Annotated in this window: 15 protein-coding genes; 11 read left to right on the top strand and 4 right to left on the bottom strand. The window is 39.1% G+C overall.

Features of this window, described 5'->3' with window-relative positions:
• Window positions 1-69 precede the first annotated feature (69 nt).
• The 4 genes from TY16_RS13910 (at window position 70) to TY16_RS13895 (ending at window position 2,193) form a co-directional block, all read left to right on the top strand.
• On the top strand, window positions 70-390 hold the full coding sequence (locus TY16_RS13910) for a hypothetical protein (protein ID WP_043932484.1): 321 nt from the start codon (window positions 70-72) through the stop codon (window positions 388-390).
• A gap of 174 nt (window positions 391-564) precedes the next feature.
• Window positions 565-876 carry a hypothetical protein gene (locus TY16_RS13905; RefSeq protein ID WP_043932483.1) on the top strand — a complete coding sequence of 104 codons (312 nt, stop codon included), beginning with the start codon at window positions 565-567 and terminating at the stop codon, window positions 874-876.
• Window positions 877-1,237: 361 nt separating this feature from the next.
• Window positions 1,238-1,408, top strand: coding sequence for a hypothetical protein (locus TY16_RS26280; protein ID WP_197028398.1), 171 nt, complete (start codon window positions 1,238-1,240; stop codon window positions 1,406-1,408).
• Window positions 1,409-1,818: 410 nt separating this feature from the next.
• On the top strand, window positions 1,819-2,193 hold the full coding sequence (locus tag TY16_RS13895; RefSeq protein WP_043932481.1) for a hypothetical protein: 375 nt from the start codon (window positions 1,819-1,821) through the stop codon (window positions 2,191-2,193).
• Window positions 2,194-2,426: 233 nt separating this feature from the next.
• On the opposite strand, the gene TY16_RS13890 is transcribed toward TY16_RS13895, so the two are convergent.
• A complete protein-coding gene (locus tag TY16_RS13890) occupies window positions 2,427-2,981 on the bottom strand; it encodes a cysteine hydrolase family protein (RefSeq protein WP_043932480.1) in 555 nt (184 codons plus the stop codon).
• 119 nt (window positions 2,982-3,100) lie between these two features.
• Between TY16_RS13890 and TY16_RS13885 the strand changes: the two genes are divergently transcribed.
• Entirely contained in the window at window positions 3,101-3,547 is a 447-nt protein-coding gene (locus TY16_RS13885; protein ID WP_043932479.1) for an Lrp/AsnC family transcriptional regulator, read from the top strand.
• 281 nt (window positions 3,548-3,828) lie between these two features.
• Here the strand turns inward: TY16_RS13885 and TY16_RS13880 are convergent, their stop codons facing one another.
• Together TY16_RS13880 and TY16_RS13875 are read right to left on the bottom strand one after the other, a co-directional pair.
• A complete protein-coding gene (locus TY16_RS13880) occupies window positions 3,829-5,049 on the bottom strand; it encodes an amidohydrolase family protein (RefSeq protein WP_043932478.1) in 1,221 nt (406 codons plus the stop codon).
• A 6-nt stretch (window positions 5,050-5,055) separates the two neighbouring features.
• Window positions 5,056-6,150: a hypothetical protein gene (locus TY16_RS13875; protein WP_043932477.1), complete on the bottom strand. Its 1,095-nt coding sequence runs from the start codon at window positions 6,148-6,150 to the stop codon at window positions 5,056-5,058.
• Between the two features lie 209 nt (window positions 6,151-6,359).
• Between TY16_RS13875 and TY16_RS13870 the strand changes: the two genes are divergently transcribed.
• From TY16_RS13870 to TY16_RS26610, 5 genes are all read left to right on the top strand, one after another.
• Window positions 6,360-7,007, top strand: a complete 648-nt coding sequence (locus tag TY16_RS13870) for a hypothetical protein (RefSeq protein ID WP_052342733.1) — start codon at window positions 6,360-6,362, stop codon at window positions 7,005-7,007.
• A 239-nt stretch (window positions 7,008-7,246) separates the two neighbouring features.
• Complete coding sequence (locus TY16_RS13865; RefSeq protein ID WP_052342732.1) at window positions 7,247-9,802, top strand: EAL domain-containing protein; 2,556 nt, start codon at window positions 7,247-7,249, stop codon at window positions 9,800-9,802.
• Window positions 9,803-9,944: 142 nt separating this feature from the next.
• Window positions 9,945-10,148: a hypothetical protein gene (locus tag TY16_RS13860; RefSeq protein WP_052342731.1), complete on the top strand. Its 204-nt coding sequence runs from the start codon at window positions 9,945-9,947 to the stop codon at window positions 10,146-10,148.
• 266 nt (window positions 10,149-10,414) lie between these two features.
• The gene (locus tag TY16_RS13855) at window positions 10,415-14,122 is read left to right on the top strand and encodes a UvrD-helicase domain-containing protein (protein ID WP_043932475.1); all 3,708 of its coding nucleotides are present in this window, start codon (window positions 10,415-10,417) and stop codon (window positions 14,120-14,122) included.
• Between the two features lie 205 nt (window positions 14,123-14,327).
• Window positions 14,328-14,480 (top strand): hypothetical protein, encoded by a 153-nt coding sequence (locus TY16_RS26610; protein ID WP_197028397.1) that lies wholly within the window; start codon window positions 14,328-14,330, stop codon window positions 14,478-14,480.
• Between the two features lie 452 nt (window positions 14,481-14,932).
• Here TY16_RS26610 and TY16_RS25260 read toward each other — a convergent pair whose 3' ends face one another.
• Window positions 14,933-16,354 (bottom strand): vWA domain-containing protein, encoded by a 1,422-nt coding sequence (locus TY16_RS25260; RefSeq protein ID WP_197028396.1) that lies wholly within the window; start codon window positions 16,352-16,354, stop codon window positions 14,933-14,935.
• A gap of 525 nt (window positions 16,355-16,879) precedes the next feature.
• Between TY16_RS25260 and TY16_RS13845 the strand changes: the two genes are divergently transcribed.
• On the top strand, window positions 16,880-17,470 hold the full coding sequence (locus tag TY16_RS13845) for a 3D domain-containing protein (RefSeq protein WP_043932474.1): 591 nt from the start codon (window positions 16,880-16,882) through the stop codon (window positions 17,468-17,470).
• Window positions 17,471-17,608: the final 138 nt, after the last annotated feature.

The following is a 17,608-nucleotide window of genomic DNA, read 5'->3' as shown; positions in this document are numbered from 1 at the left end:
GAAAATTACGGTGACAAAAAGGTATATAAGGTGTAAAATTACACTATAAATTCATTTAGGGGTGATAAATTGAGACAATTCCTAACAATTCTATTGGGTTTAGTAGGTGTGATAGTTATCGTTATTGGCTATGTTCAATATAAGTTTATTTCTACCGAAAAGGCAGTTTTTGAATATTTAACGGTTAACAAAAAACTTCCAGAGGAAACCATTACAACACATCCCTTTATAGCAAATTTATCAGGTGATAAAAATTGGATGGTTTCTGTTACGATTAAGGGACATTCCAATACATACTATTACTTCTTGAACGGTCAAAACAAAATAGTTTTGGAATCTTATGTGGACGAGAATGGTGAAGGAGATGTTCTAAACCAAATAATGAATTAAAAGTTCTTATTCAACTAACGGGTGCGTTGATCCAGCAGGATTAACGGCCTTTTTTGTTGAATTCTTTATTGTACAAACGGGGCAGGTTAGTCTAACAAGGAATTTATTTCCACATTTAATTAAGTGATGTATACTCAAACAAGGGAAGAATTTTTTTCAGGGAGGGAAAAATATATGAAGAAAAAAGGGATAATGTTGTTTTTTACAATTTTAATTGCCGCATTCCTTCTTTTGCATTCAAATCCAAATACGGCTTTAAGGACTAAGGTTTTCTTTATGGGTTATCCAATAAAAGCTATTTCAACAGAAATTACTGACGACCAATTTCATAATGAAACTAATAAAGAGGAATATGCTAAGTTGAATGCGAAAGCATATACGTTAACAAACCCCCCAATCGAAAGAGCAACTCAAGGAGAATTAAGTAATTATCTTGTTAAGAAAATTGGCTTCTTATATTTCGCTAAACACATTGGAAATTTATAATAAATAGATGCGTTAATCAAGGAAGGATTAACGCTATTTTTGTTGGATTTTTGTTTCTTATTGCACTAACGGGGCAGGTTAGTTTAAGAAGGATTAAATGGAATTTGGATAATTATGTTATTATAAAAAGAGATATTGGGGGATAAAATGAAGTTTTTCATAAATTTCTTGCCTTTGATTTTGGTATTTTAGGGGTTCTAAATTATGTGTATTTTGCTAAAGACATTGTTTTCAACAGTTGTACTTCTATCTCTAAATATGATTGCTTTATTAAGCATTGCAATTGTAATATGTTTAAAGGAACAATTTCATTATTCTTAAAGAAAGACTATTAAAGTAAAAGAATAGGAGGATGAATGAAATGGCTAGAGAATGTTATGAGTGCGGGAACACAAACGAGGAAGAGATTGAGTATAAGACGGTAACTACTGACGAAGGTGACGGAAACGAAAAAAAGATAAAACTTTGGTTATGCATAGATAACGATGATTGTGAGATGAGAGTGTATAACAAGTACTACGCTAATAAGTAAAGAAGGAACAATTCGAGCAAGGACACAGTGGAAGAAGTGTAATTTTGATTTGTGAGTCGTTCTCTTGCAGAAACCTGACGGCAGATGGTCGGATCATTTTACGCATCTGGTCAATTTGGGGATATAAAATAATTTACCTTCTTATAAGTAACGAGGTGCTTTACTTCAATTTGGAGTGAAGCCTTTTTCTTTTTCAAGTAACGGAGCAGTTTAGTTCAACAAGAATACCTAGCCGATGTTTTTGGCTCTGTTTAAGAATAATGGTGATTTTTGATAACTCTTCGAAATCTTACTTTCAGTTACCTGTCAGATGGTAAGAGATATAGGAATAGTATATTACTGGATTAATAAAATTGAAACAGGAAGAAAAATGAGGTGATTTTATTTTAGAAAAACTCAGGAAAATTAATATGAAAACTGCTGTATTTATGGGAATTATTTTTTACTCTTTGACTATCTTAATCCACTTTCTTATTATAAGCAAAAGTATTCCATTCACATGGGTTAATGGTGGAAGGTCTGAATCATTCGCTGAACAGCTACCAATATCTGTTATAAATATCGTTATTTCTATTATTGGAGTAGTTTTTACGTTGATTGTTGGTAGAATTAAACTATATAAATACAAAAGAGGAATAACCGTTATATGTTGGTTTTTTGTTGTACTTTGGTCTTTTGGATTTATACAACAATTGTTTGGAACACCTTTTGAAAAAATGGTTTGTTCGTTAGTATTGCTTATTGGAGTTATCTCGAACTTGCGTATGGCGATTGAAAAAAAATAGATGTAACTATTTAATTAATAAGTTTGTGAACAATTAGGTGCTTATCTTAAAAAGTATAGCGCCATTTCTCTATATGGCAGATTAGGTAAAGTTGAGAATTCTCAAACATAATAAGAAAGACTCACTTCATTTATAAGAAAGTTGGGTATAAATAACCCCCCACTTGAAATTGACTTTATACACAACAGCAAAAAAGGAGATTGTTTTTAAAACAATCTCTCTTTTTTATTTAATTAGTTGTTTTGTTGAAGGAAATCCTCGGTCGAAATGACATTGGCATACATACCGTTAAGTGCGCTGATAAACGCATAATGAACCTGGTCAGCTGGGACTTTCTTATCTTGATAAGATAACTCTCTTGTCGCACACGCATCTTCAATTAGTGTCGTTTCAAAGCCTAGATCCACTGCCGCTCTAACGGTTGCATCAATACACATATGAGTCATCATACCAACAACAACCACCTTGGTTACACCTTTTTCTCTTAATTTACTTTCTAAATCTGTTTTCAGAAAGCTGTTAGCGAAATTTTTTACAATAATGTTCTCGTGCTCTAATGGCAGAACAACTTCATGTATTTCAGCCCCCTCTGTATTTGGAAAAAAGAAGCCTAACTCTGGACTACTTGCGATATGCTGAACATGGAAAATATTACCTTTGTTATTATGTCTAAACCAATCAAGAACTTTAGCAGCGTTTGTGGCTGCTTTTTCGGGGTTGCTTAACTCCATCTTTCCATTTGGAAAATAGTCATTTTGTATATCAACGATAATTAAAGCTGTGCTCATTTTCTTTCACCTCATTAAAATATTTAGTATAGTACAATGATAAATAATTTCTTGGTTTATATCGATACATTGATGAAAGACTTTTATATCAAATGATTTCACGGTGAAAGGAGTTTATTATGCATATTGATCAAATTGATTTTCAGATCCTCAAGTTATTATCGGAAAATTCTCGTATTCAATGGAAGGACTTAGGAAAACAAATTCATATGACGGGACAGGCAGTAGGGAATCGGATTAAGAAACTTGAGGAGAGTGGTGTCATTAAGGCGTACTCTCTACTAGTAGATGAAATGAAATTAGGACTCATTTTTACAGCGTTTGTCATTATCTATATGAAAACACCTGATCATGATACTTTTATCCGTTTTATTAAGGATCGAAAAGAGGTAGTTGAAGCTCATCGAGTATCAGGGGAAGGCTGTTACCATTTAAAAATTAAAGTGAAATATCAAGATCAATTGAATCTTTTCCTTAATAGCCTTCTCGATCATGGGAACTATAGTTTATATCTATCCATACAAGAAATAAAACAGAAAAATCCTTTGGTTAGTACATTGGAATAAATGTTTGCGATTACCCGTTAATAAGTAAAGTAACCATAGAGAAGTTGATAAAAAACATAAAACAGCAAAAAGGTATAATCTTCTCTGATATTTAGAGAATTATACCTTTTTTGTTTTGCAGCAGAGTACAGTTTTTTGGGGGTGAGTTTTGCTTTTTTATATGCCAATTGAGATGTCAAAAGGACTGTCACTTTGGTGCTTATTTTTAGAAAAGCACCTCAAAACGGAACCCTTTACATTGTGCCAGCAGGCTCTTTTAATTTTACAATCCGTTTGTACCTCTATTTTCTTTCAATGACCATTACACCTTTAAAAAACACCCTTTTAATCTTTTCCACATCTGTTATCTGGAGTCCGGGAATGCCTTCTGCTACGAGGAAGTTGGCGTCTTTTCCTGTTTCCAGACTTCCGTATTTGCTTTCTTTCCCTAGTATTTTCGCTGGATTGACTGTTAATAGTGCTAGAATTTCATTTTCCGTATAATTATTTTCTTCAAGTAATCTCATAGCTGGATGAGCGATCAGCATTAAGGTGTCAGGGCCCTGCATTTTACTATCATGAAAAGGGAGCCATGTGGTTCCTGGATAAGGGGGCAGATATGCGTCTGTTGAAATGGAAACTGGAATATTGTTTTTAACAAGTGACAAAATGTTTTCCGGAGAGTTAGGTTCCAAATGAGTGCCGCCCATAGGTGTGGCAACAACGGAAACGTTCTGAGTTGCGGCTTTTTCAATTAGTTCATATGTGATGCCATGTGCATGGTGAAGAACATCTATGCCCACATCCAAAGCCATACTGATTCCTTCTTCTCCGGCTACGTGCGCTCCAATCCTTTTCCCAGCCTGCTGGTAGATATCTGTAATTGATTTTAATTCTTCAACAGTATAAATGATTTCTCCTGCCCTCGGGACTTGATCGGCAGTGAAATTGGCGGGAGTTGCATTAATGAAGATATTCTCACCTGGATACTCACTTTCTGCTGCAATCCTTTTTACTAGGTCGGGATCCGATAAAGTCCGTTGATCAACCGGCCGGGACTGTGTGACGAATGTGAAATGAGCCATTTGTTCAAACCCAATTGAGATGCTAGTTGCCGCAAATGTAACATCAAGGGGTAGACCTTTGATGGCATTTTTGTAATCAGTTATAGAAAAGTTACATAGCGGATGTCCACAAACCTGTTCCCCTAATGCTGTTATGCCCGATGATAATGCTTTTAACAGGATTGCTTTTCCCGCCATGAAATGAGTTACCTGAGTTACTGGATACAGTGAGCTTGGGGCAAATTCCAATAAATGCGTATGGCAATCCACAAGAGAAGGGGTTATCACAAAATCAGAATAATCCCGAACCGGCAATGTAGGGTAACGTTTTCTGATTTCATTCCAGTTGCCGACCTCTAGAATTTTTCCGTCCATGATGGCCATCGCTCCATCGTGGATGGTTCCCGCATGGCTGACAGTCACAATCTTTTTTCCGCGCACTAAATAGGGTTGATCCATAACGCATCACACCAGGAATGGAGTCAGAAAGATTCCGAGTGCCAGTGCAGTCACAAATCGAAGAACCATCCCAATGATGGCGGCCAGTAATGCTTCCCGTTCATTCAAGCCAGAGGATTCTGCCCATGTGACAGGTATCTGGCCAAAAATGACGGATAGAGGCAAGCCTGAATTGGCCAGTACAAAGGAACCGACAATTAGGCGTGGGTCTACAGTGGCACTTAGTTCAGCCAATTGGGCAACAGCGAGGGTAGGTGCTGCAAGGATAGAAACAATTCCAGTGGAAGGCTCAATGCTCATAACAGTTAAGATGGAAGAAAGACTAGACTCAATGAAACTCCAAACACCGAGGTATTTAAGTGCACCAATTAAGAAGAAAACTGCCGCAACTGCTGGAATGATAATAAGAAAAAGAAGCTCCACACCTTCTTTTGCCGATCCAAAAATCGTCTGTAGAAACTTGGTTTGCGGTGTAAACCTTGGCAGTTCAGTCAATTCAACTTTTCTTATATCGCGGTAAATAGTCTTGGATAGAAGAAATGGGACAATAATAATTGGCAAAATAATTGAGATGATTACCAGTGGAAAAGCATTTATTCCGAAGGCAGATAAAGCGATAAGCCCCAAAACGAATGTCGCAAAAGACTGAGGTGATTGAATCATTGTTGCAACAGCGATCTTTTGCTCGGCCTTGGTGGCACCAGCTTTTACGAGGATTGGACCGGCAATTTTTCCGGCAGCGTTGATATCACCGAGGATGTTGTACACACTTGGAATAATGACGGATGGATTGATTCTAAACCACTTCATAATTGGCACAAAAATTCGGATTAAGCCATCCGTGAATCCCAGCCGTTCCAAGATTCGGCCAACAATCACACTAATAACAATTGCAACGCCAATTTCACTTGTAAGGAAAACATCCACAACGATGGGTTTTACCTCTTTAATTATAGTGTCAAAAAGACTTGAGAGTGAATTAGGCTTAAATAACAGGATCAATAAAGACGATACCACTAAAACGATTCCAACCAGTTCGAAAAAATGCCATTTCAATCTGGGATTTTGGCCTTGCGGTTCAGGCTGTTGTCCATTCCCCATGAAAATACCCTCCTATTGGTTTTTACCTATTTTATGGTGATAAGATGAGATGGGTGAATGTCTAGTGGGCAACAATCTAATTAATCCCGAAGCTGGAGAATTTATCCTTTCCCCATGCTATAATTGAATCAGGGTTAATTTACTGCAATTTTAGCCGTTTAGTTAAGATGAAATTCAAGAGCTCTAAGAGGACAAATGGAGGTGTCTTGTTGTCCACTATATTTTTTGTAATCATTTTTATAGTCGGTATTTATTATTTGATTCGGAAATTTTTCAACCTTAAGAAGGCAATTGACCTGGCTGGAAATGCTATGTTCCCTGTGACAGAGGAGGGGTTTTCGAGTGTCCTCATCGTTCCAGAATGGAAAACGGCGTCGAGGCTTTCGAAACAGACAAGATCCTATCAACTTGTTAAATGGGGAACAATTGTCGCCCTGATTATTTTGGGAGTATTGATGGTACTTGTCATTTATATCGATTGGTTATCTTCATCTCTCTTCAGTTCTGCGTATTTGTTCTATTTTATTCTAAACACAATCAAGCACCCCGGTAATTTTTTCGTTGTGCCCAATGGAATCATTCTGGACAGCAAATTCATAGCTTTTTCGGATATAAAGGAATACTCTGTTGAAAGGATCGTCCGCTGGCATGCTTTATATGGGCTCGACTCACGGGCCAATAATGGATTTAAGGTCAGTTTCCACTTTAATGGCCGGCTTAGCCCGGGAGATTATGTGGTGATTACTGAGAAGAAGGAGCTCGAGACGGTTATCGAACTGCTGGATGCCCAGGGTATACCGTCAAAAATACAGATAGATGATCCTGCAATTGCTGGGATTCGAGGAAATAAAGGATAAGGCCTGTGCAAGGGAAAAGATAGCACTGGTCTTTTTATATCGCACAATACAAGAGGGCGTCCATGAATTGGGCGCCTTTTACTTTATTTCCGGGACACCATAAAACACACACTAGATGGTATTGGTATAATCGGAGAATTGTAGATAGAACCCCTTCACCTTAGGTAAATTGTGGTATAATCACCTCAAAGAAAAACTATTGAAAATCAATTATAAATTGATATTCGAGGAGGAGGATCATGGGAAATACTTCAATGGAAAATTCTGCGAATGTCCACTCTAAAACTACTATAACAGACGATAGGTTTTATCGATCATTATTTGAAGATAACCCTGATATGATCTTCTTTTTAGATAATCTAGGAGTCATTGCGAAAATGAATGACTTATTTTCTGAAACGCTCGGATATACTCAAAAGGAAATGGTATTAAAGCCGTTTAAGCAATTTGTTTCATTAAATGAAATGTCAAATTATAAAGAGCTTATTAGAAAGTCTCTTACTGGAGAAAAACAAACTGCTTACACGACGTTAGTACATAAAAATGGGCAGTCTGTTTTGATTCTTTTAACTATCATTCCTGTAAAATCTGAAGAAAAAGTGATTGGTATTTTTGGAATAGCAAAGGATATTACCGATATACAGGAATCTGCAAGGGTGCTTGCAGAATCTGAATTGAAATTTAGCAGTATTGTAGAGGAAGCCCTTGCTGGAATTTATATTGTTTCAGAAGACGGAAATGTCTCATATGGAAATAAGAGATTTTACGAAATTTTAGGTATAGCAGAAGGAAGAACCAAGGTAATTTTTCATGATTATGTTCATCCAGACGATCTGTCTGATTTAATCTCTCTCGGTAAAGAGTTAATCAATGGTGAAAGCGGCAGGACTCATACTTTCAGGATCATCAGGAACGATGGTGCGATTCTGGATATCGAGTCCCATTCCAAAAAGATTTATCTTCAAGAAAAGCCATTTATAGTAGCTTCACTTCAGGACATAACAGAACGCAAAAAGGCAGCAGCATTGAGTGAACATTTGGCTTATCATGATTTTTTGACCGGTCTCCCGAACATCAGGTTATTTTATAAAAAATTGGAACAAGAATTAATCAACAGACAAACATCCCGGCAGCCATTGACCGTCATGGTGCTGGATTTGGATCGATTCAAGTATATTAACGATACACCGGGCCATACGATAGGAAACGAATTACTCAAAAAAGTTTCCGAAAGATTAAGCCTGTGTATTGGGGATGATGGCGTCCTTGCCCGGATGGGTGGAGACGAATTTGTTGTTTTATTGCCAAATACAGGCGATATCGATCGCGTTATAGAATATGCAAAAACAATGATAGAATCCTTGGAGCAGCCTTTCGATATTGAACAATATGAACTTTTTATTACAGCAAGTATTGGGATCAGCACTTTCCCACAAGATGGAGAGGACACTGAAGCCCTCATGAAGCATGCCAACTCTGCTCTGTATAAAGCAAAAGATAAAGGCAGGAATACCTATCAAATCTTCAACTCTGCCTTGAATACAGAAGCTTATAAACTATTTACGCTGGAATCCGACCTTCGAAAAGCATTGGAAATGAATCAGTTGGAGTTATATTATCAGCCGAAAATATCTGCGGCCACTCATGAAATTATTGGTGCCGAAGCGCTAATTCGCTGGAATCACCCAGAATGGGGGATCGTCTCTCCTGGTGAATTTATTCCAATCGCAGAAGAAACCGGGCTTATTCTGGAGATAGGAAAGTGGGTTAAAGAAACGGCATGCACCCAAAATAAAGCATGGCAGGATGCTGGTTTGCCAGCGGTTCCTGTATCAATCAATCTCTCGGCCCATCGCTTTTTACAAAAGGAATTACTTGAAAATATTAAAGAAACATTAGCAAAAACCCAACTGAATCCACGCTATCTTCAAGTTGAAATAGTCGAAACCTCTCTCCTGGAAAATGAGAAAGTCGTTTTCTCAATGCTGGATGAATTAAGGAAGTTGGGGATTAAAGTTCTCATGGATGACTTTGGTACAGGTTATTCGTCGCTTTCTTCCCTTAAAAAGTTTAAAGGAAAAATTGATACGTTAAAGATTGATCGCTCCTTTATTAACGATTTAAGCCGGACAGACATAGACAGCTCGAATTTTTTCACCAAAACCATCATCGAATTGGCGCACCATCTCGAAATGGATGTGGTCGCTGAAGGTGTAGAAACAGTGGAACAACTGGAAATATTGAAAGAATACAACTGCAATATAATCCAGGGGTATTTATTTTCCAAACCAGTCGCTGCGGATGAGTTTGCCGCTCTATTAAAGAAGGGAAAAATAGAACTTCACTATAGTGATAAGGAAAAACCTGTTATTGAGAAGAAACGAAAGTACCCTAGAGTTAATCTTGACTTTCCTTTAAGTGCATCGATGGCCTTAATACGAATTCATGGCAGAAACGTGGAACTTGGAAAGACAAATGTGTTGATCCAAAATATTGGACTGGGAGGTTTACGGTTCCTGTCAAATATAAGATTGCCCGTTCATCGCGATATCATCTTGGAATTTGAAACTGAGATATTGGGCAGCACAATTAAAATGGTTGGGTCTGTTGTATGGATGAGGGAAATGAAGTCCAACATTCACCAATATGGGATAGAATTCTCGATTGACGAAATAGAACGATCAGTTTTAGCCCCACTACTTGAGGAGTTAGCATTCCATCTAAGAAAAAATCCGCTTATCCCGGATGGCAGCTTTGTTACAGTGGATCCATACACGTTCTTTAAGCAGGTTTAAAGTGAGCCAGTGCAATTGCACTGGTCTTTTTTTATAGTGCATAGCAGAGGATGTCCATCGTCCGGGCGCCTTTTGCTGTTTCTGCCGGACGGATAAGGGGAATATGAAAAGAGAACGATACTGGTAAAAGGAGGCGGTAGCATTGAATGATGATAAGAAAAAGCTTGAGGAAGTCCTGTCACATTCGCTTGAAGTGGAAGAGGACTTGATGCGGACATATTTAATCACAGCCGACAATATCCATGATGATGCCGAGCTTAAGAATCGGCTCGAAAACTTCGCGGAAGGCAATGCGAAGCGTACTGACCAGTTGATGAACGAGCTTAAGGAGCTAAAGGATAAATAAGTTGGAAAAGCTGCTGCGGAACAGGTCCGCGGCAGTTTTTTATTTGGTGCAAGGCACCACCCTATTTTTTAAAAGTATTACACAATGAAGCCATGCCCAAGTTTGTCCTCGGTTACAATAATAACTACTACTTTTTATTCTCCTCACTCTAGTATCGCATTACCCAAATAATCTGACTTACGTAAAAATTCCTTCCCATTCACTTCCATATCCTAGTAAAATAGAGGAAAGCGCTTTAGATTTACGAAGAGATGGAGTGGTAAAAATTGAAGCCGGAACAGCATGATAGTGCCCGTGAGTTATTTAGTGCCGTAAAAGCGGGTAAGCTTCTAGATGTGAAAAGGCTGCTGACAGACGGAGCAGATCCGAATTCTGAAGTGAATGGCAGCAATGTTCTTAGTATCTCAGTTGTCTATAACAAAAAAGATATAGCCTTGTTGCTTCTTAATGCCGGTGCAGATCCGTACCAAAAGAATGCATTTGGTGTATCCCCACTTGAGCTGGCAAAACGGGACAACTATGTGGATTTTATAAAATTATTCAGTACATACAAAGTAAGAAAGAGTTCCAAATCTACTAAAAAGAAAAAGTATTTTGCATATCAAAGCGGGATGAGCACGATGAATGCTCATCTGGAGTATCTCGCTTACTCCCGAGATCAGTTGTTTGAAAGGCAATATTACAAAGATACCATTGAATTACTCCATAATGAAATTAAAGGAATTCGTAGTAGAGTCAGGGGCGGGGAACTTGGTGGCGCTGATAGAAGGACGAATGAAATATTGGCAGAGCGAGAGTCAAGGCTCATTCCAATCATCGAGGAGCAAGCTAAGAAGCCTTATTTTGGAAGGCTTGATATTAAACATGAAAATGGAGACACCATTTCGTATTACCTTGGTTCCAAAGGTATGGGTGAGCGAGTTTATGAAGCACAGTCCTATTTGGGGAGCATTTTTGCCCAAAAGCTTATAGGCAAGCAATTTATCAAAGGTGTTGGAAATATTGAAGTTACACTGCTTAGACAGATTGATAATGCCAATGGGAAGATTGGTAAAATTACAGATAAAGAGTGGGCGGAAGCCACAGGCTATATCGATCCAATTCTAATGGACAGGCTGAATGATAATGCTAAGACGAAAATGAATGAAATTTGGGAAACAATCCAGGGAGAGCAGGATTCAGTTGTCCGTCAGCCAATTACGAATCCTATCATAGTCCAGGGGTCGGCAGGCAGCGGTAAGACTATTATCGCTCTGCATAGATTGTCTTATCTTTTATACAATTACAAAGAAATTCTTGAAGAACAGAAGATTGTCATTTTTGGACCTAGTATGATGTATATCAAATACATCCAGGAAGCAATGCCTCATCTTAATATCGGCGACATTACCCAGACTACATTCCAGAAATTTGCACTGGAGAGAATTCCAGCAGCAGAATATGGATTCAGGCTGCTCAGTTCCAACACCCCTATTCAAAAAGGGTTGCCGGAAAGTGAGAAACTGTCTAGTAAGGTGAAAGGGTCTTTATTTTACCAAAAGAAATTGAATGAGTTTCTTGAATCAAGGAAAGAAACTCTTGTTCCTGTTAACGGTCTGTTTGTCCCAACAGAATTGGGGGATTTCACTTTCGATAGTAAGAAAATACGCGCAATGTTTATGACATCACTGGAAATCAGCACACCTGAAGCTTCAAGAACTCGCGTCATTGAAATGCTGAAGGCGGAAGCTAGCCGTTTTAACGGTTCTGTCAATTGGGAGACAGAAGGAAGCAGGAAGCTAACAGCTAAAATAAGAAGAAAGCTGTCCTCAAAAGTTAATGAATATGCAGGCGCATGGCAGCTGCCGACTGCGTTTGACCTGTATCAAGAGTTTTCATGCAGCCCCGAGCTGTTACAGGATTTCTTTGCCGAAGTGGAGCATCTGGATGAGTTTGTTCAAGGAAACCAGGCGAATTTTGCTAGGAAGGTAATTACGGTTGACGATCTTCCTCCGTTACTGGAAGTTGAGAAATGGCTGACAGGGAGGATCGGTGCCTATGATTCACATAACAGGACTGAGCTGACCAATAAGAAATTCCACTATGTCCTGGTCGATGAAGCACAGGATTATAGCCCTTACCAATTTGCAGTCATCAATTCTCTTGTTCTCCCTGGTCGCATCATGCTGCTAGGTGACCTAGGGCAGAGTATTTATGATTTTAGGGGAATTAATAGCTGGGAAGAAGTGCTGCCAGCATTGAATCTAGAAGGCAAAGATGACTATACCCATCTTGAACTGTCCAAAATCTATCGTTCTACGGTCCAGATTGTTCAATTTGCCAATAAAGTAATCCGGCCTTATGCGCAAGGGCGCTATACCCTTTCAGAGCCAATTGGACGGGATGGAACCGAACCGATCATAAAAGAGGCCTTGAATAGAAAAGATCTGTTTGGAAACATTGAAATGGCAATTAGTCAGTACCGTGATAAGGGATACAGTAACATAGCTGTCATTACAAGAGGATGGGAGGAAGCCAAAAGTTTACATGGCACACTTCAGAAGAAGATTCCGGATATCGGATTGATTACCAAATCATCCAGTGAGTATGAGGGCGGTGTGATTATCGTTCCGGTATTTTTGACGAAAGGGATAGAATACGACGCAGTCATTCTGGCGGATGCCTCGATGGAGCGGTACAAGGATGATGATTATAACAGAAAGCTTCTGTATGTTGCTGTTACAAGGGCTTTACATGAGGTGAAAGTCTTTCATCACCAAACCCTTGCGCTTCCTCTCCTTGATGTGCTGAATCCCAAAAAAGCGGAAGCTGTCAGGGAAGAGTTAAAACAACGCAGGCTTGAGGAGGAAAGAAAGCTTAAGGAACAACAGCGTCTGGAAGAGGAGCGGAGACTTGAAGAGATAAGGCTAAAAGAGGAACGAGACCTTCATGAGCTGGCTAGCAAGGAGCAAGTTGACCACGCTTCAGATTTTCTAAAAGTTGTAGAAACTGAGTTTGCTAAAGTTATGGCTTCCCACGTAGAAGAGGTAATAAAGCTGAAGCAGAATATTTCAAAACTAGAGGCACAAATAAGGGAACTGCAGACTAGACAGGTGGAAGAACAGGCACTAGTTGAGCCTGATGATGATGAATTATTGCCGAAAAGGGAAACAGCGATGGGCTTAACAAATTCATTTTTCGAAACCCAGATGGAAGCTTTGTTCAGTTTTGTTTTTGCCAAAGGAAAACCGAATCAAGTTTCTGCCTATCTGGAATCCCTTGTTGATTTGGATAAAGGAACAAGAATGAATGTTCAGCTCGTTACTCTGGAAAAGTTCCTTTCGACAGATAACTATAATGATGCACTGATTGTAATGGAATCATTGTGCGGCCTATTGCAGGCGGGTCACAACCCCTCGATGGATAGCATCAAGTTCCTGCTAGATATCTATTCTCGTTACTTGTTGGATTTCGCATTGGATTTAGAAGAGATTGACCTGCTATACTTTGCATTTTTTGCCTTATTGGGTGATCTCGATGAAAGTAAAGCTAATGGACCCTTTGGAACGTTTTTGGATGAAAATGCTGATTATTTAATTGAGGTTGCCTTTGAGATTAATGAATTACCACTTTTGCTAAAAATAATTCAGGTTTACTGGGCCTATGAACTAAGTGAAACTGTGTCCACGATTATGACAAGATTATTCGTGGAGTGGGAGTTTTTCGAAAGTCAATTAAACAATGAGTGTTTCGTTAAACTTCTCTGGTATTCGTATTATTTTAACCTTGATGAATTCATTCTTGATTTTGTCAATAACCAGCAGGTTGATTTAGAAGATTCGGAGATTCAACTTTACTATGGTGTTTATGACTTTGTGAATCAAAGTTCCCCTCGTGAAATTCCCGACTTAATTATGGGGTTAAATTCCTTTACGCCAAAGGAGAGAGCTCTCTTACAAGAGAAGCTTGAAGCGAGTGTACTAGAGCGAGTTTGATTTAAATAGGCTGTCCGATACTGGATAGCCTATTTGCCTGGCCTTCAGATCCCTTTAGAATATTATGCCTTTCACTCCTCAAATTTTGTCGAAGGTTGATTCATTTTTTTGAGAGGGGATATGGTACCATAGAGTTGCAGCCGAATATTGTGAGGGTGGTTGGTTGTCTCTTTCTTCTTTCCGTTTTGGAAGGGAGGTGATAACCATGGAAACATGTCTTGAATTCATACGTGAGATTCTGAAGGGAATAGTGCGGGAGCTAACCGCATATTACATTCGGAAGAACGTACTTGAAAACGAGAAAACCACCCCGCGCCGTCACAAGCAAAAGGGTGGTTCTCAAAAGCATAAAACCTAATGACAACCACCACTCTGACGGTAGAGGTTGCAGGGAGAAGTGTTACCAGCACTTCTCTCTTTATTTATATATCCATTATAGATGGAAATATTCGAAATGTGAAGAAAGACCTCTGCTTAAGAATATAGTGCCTGTGTCACTACCTGCTTTTTGTCGAATAAATTTATTGGACATTTTGAAAAAAGGGGAGCGGCCAAGGAAACCCAAGTTTATTAGATTAAATACCTCCGCCGACACAGCTATTAATCTAATAAACAACCTATTTTAGATTATTTGCCCTTTAGCTTGCTCAATTAATCTAATATATATACTTTTTTGGATTAATTGCCTTGTCCATACTGCTACTTAATCTAATAAAATTCTTATAGCTGAACTGCTGTGTCCCTATTTGGTGTGTTGGGGACTTTTATTTCTTGGACGAAGAGCCAAACCTCTCAAAAGGGCCCTGGCTCTTATTTTTTATTTAACTTGTCACTCATTTCACTCTGTGATTTGTTAAAAGTCTCTTCAATTTGCTTGTATTTCGTGTTGAATAATTGATCTTTTTCTTTGTACATTGCACCATAAAAATCTACGAGGGCGTCATGTACGTCACTTTGGATGTCAGCGTCCAGATTGCCTTCCATATATAGGTTGCTCAGTGCTTCAAGGCTAGTTCGGTGGAACAGTTGCATATTTCTTACTGTCTCATCATTGAGGTCACCAAGCCGTTTTTTGTCCTCCGTCAGTTGGTCGCTCACTTTGGAGATGTTTTGCTTATACCAGTCGGACCATTGGCTGAGTGTATCGGTTGATGTTTGGAACTCCCTGTCGAGTTCATGTTTGTTCTTTGCATCGATGTAACGTCCACCGGCACTATCGGCAATCTGCTTTAGCTGCGCGGCATCTTCGCCGTTTACGGATAAGCCAATCACGTTGATGATCGGGTTTATGTTTGATTTCGCCAGGGCTTTCGCTTCTTCGGCTGGGTTGCCGTCACACGTTTCTTTACCGTCCGATACTAGATAGACTACATTTGTTGCATTGGGATTGTTCCCGAGTTTTTCGCCAGTCAGCTTGAGCGATCTGGCCATTGAGGTCCAGCCGCTTGGCGAAACGGAATTCAATGCTGAGTTGAACGATTCTGCGTTATAGGCGGAAAGAGGATAGATTTCCTCAATGCTCGTGCAGGAAAGGGTCTTATCACTGTCCGCGCCGGTTCCCTTATGCCCATAGACGGTCAATGATACATTGGCGTTTTCAGGGAGGCCTGAGCTGAATTCACTGATCGAGTCCTTGGCCATTTCCATTAGGGTTTTGCCGCCATTCACCTGTTTCATCGACCCTGATGCATCTAGGATGATCGCTACATTGATTTGTTCCTTCATTTCCCTGCCATTTAACTTAATGTTCGATTCTGCTTCGACTTCCTCAAGGTTGATTTTTCCTCTAGGTTCAAAAGTCGAAAGTCCGGGCAGGTCGGGAAAATATGTTCCAGCCAAGAATTGCTTGATTTGGCTGCCTTTTTCTTCATTGCTTAAGGAAGAGGCTGCAATTGATCGCAACTTTTCCGCGACTGCATCCTTTTCTTGTGCAGTTAACTGCTCATTCTTCAATTTCGTCCACCAGACGCCTTCCTGATGGTTTTCTGCTTCACTCATCGAAGTAGGAAGTGTGATACTTTTTCCCGCTTCCGGCTTAAATGCCTCAGGCCACAAAAGCTCTTCGTCAGTTTCTGTATTTTGTTCTGGTTCGTTTTCTTTATTGACGGCGGCTTCCGTTTTCTTTTCTTTGGCATCGGCCGGAGCTGTGTTCTTTTTATCATTGTCAGCGTTCGAACAGCCTGACATGATAAAAATCAAACACAGGAAACCTGCCAGTAGATTCTTTTGCAAAAATATCACCATCCCGATAGTAAATACCATTTCATTTATACCTGTTATATGAATATTTTTCCAATCTCAAGCCTTTGAATTGCAAAAATAGGCCGTAATTCCTAAATAAGGCCTAACTGCTTAATCAAAAAGAATCGAACCTTATAAGAAAAATGGTGTTGTTTGTAAAGGAGGGTGAAAAATGGAGTGCACAGTCTTCAATAGAGTTCTTGACGACCCTGCAGATAAAAAAAAGGAGTACGCGGTCGTCAATAAAGGTTGTTGACGACCCTGCGGTTAAAAAATAGAGTGTACAGTCGTTAATAGAGGGGCCCGATAGCGGAGGAGAGACTGTTTATAGAAAACCGACATTCAATAAGCAGGAATTTTTTATAATAAAATTTAGTAGTCTATTACTATTAAAATATTACAGTCTTGAAATATTTCTCTTTTCTTTTGTAATAGAAATAGCTTCCTGTTGTAATCTGGCTGTTACATTGAGTTGCTATGATGTTTTTAGCAAAAGTAGGAAAAGGGGACTAGAACTTGAAAAAGACGATAATTAGTATTGTTACAGCCATTGTAGTACTTTTCAGTTTTTCGAATGCTTCTTTAGCCGCTGGAACTACATATAAGGTGCAAAAAGGTGACAGCCTTTGGGGTATCGCCAAGAAAAAAAAGGTAACTGTCAATCAATTAAAATCTTGGAACAAATTAAAATCAGACATAATCCACCCGAATCAGGTATTAAAACTAACAGGCACAAAAGCAGCAGCGAAAAAGCCAGCAGTAAAAAAGCCGGCTGCGAAAAAGCCAGCTGCCAAACCAGCTTCGTCACATAAGCGATTTAAAGAAATTACTGTAAAGGCAACAGCCTACACAGCCAGCTGCAAAGGCTGCAGCGGCATTACTTACACAGGCATTAATCTGAAGAAGAATCCGAAAGCGAAAGTAATTTCGGTTGACCCTAAGATAATCCCTCTCGGTTCAAAAGTATATGTACCAGGATACGGCGAAGCCATTGCGGGCGATAAAGGATCTGCAATGCGCGGAAACAAAATTGATGTCTTCATATCTGATAAGAAAAAAGCTCTTCAGTGGGGAAAGAAGACAGTAAAGATTAAAGTTTATTATTAATAATTAAGAGCCTGCTGGGTATTCCCGGCAGGCTCTTTTTTTAATATGTAATTTATCCGATCTATTAGTAATTACCATGAGTGAAATTGGAGGAGTAGTATCAATCAAATTCGTCCATGTCGAAAAAAAGCTTAATAT

The sequence above is a fragment of the Bacillus sp. EB01 genome, assembly GCF_000613125.1.
Taxonomy (GTDB): Bacteria; Bacillota; Bacilli; order Bacillales; family Cytobacillaceae; genus Bacillus_D.
The sequence above is the reverse complement of the archived record's forward strand: the minus strand, read 5'-3'. Positions and strand labels throughout refer to the sequence as shown.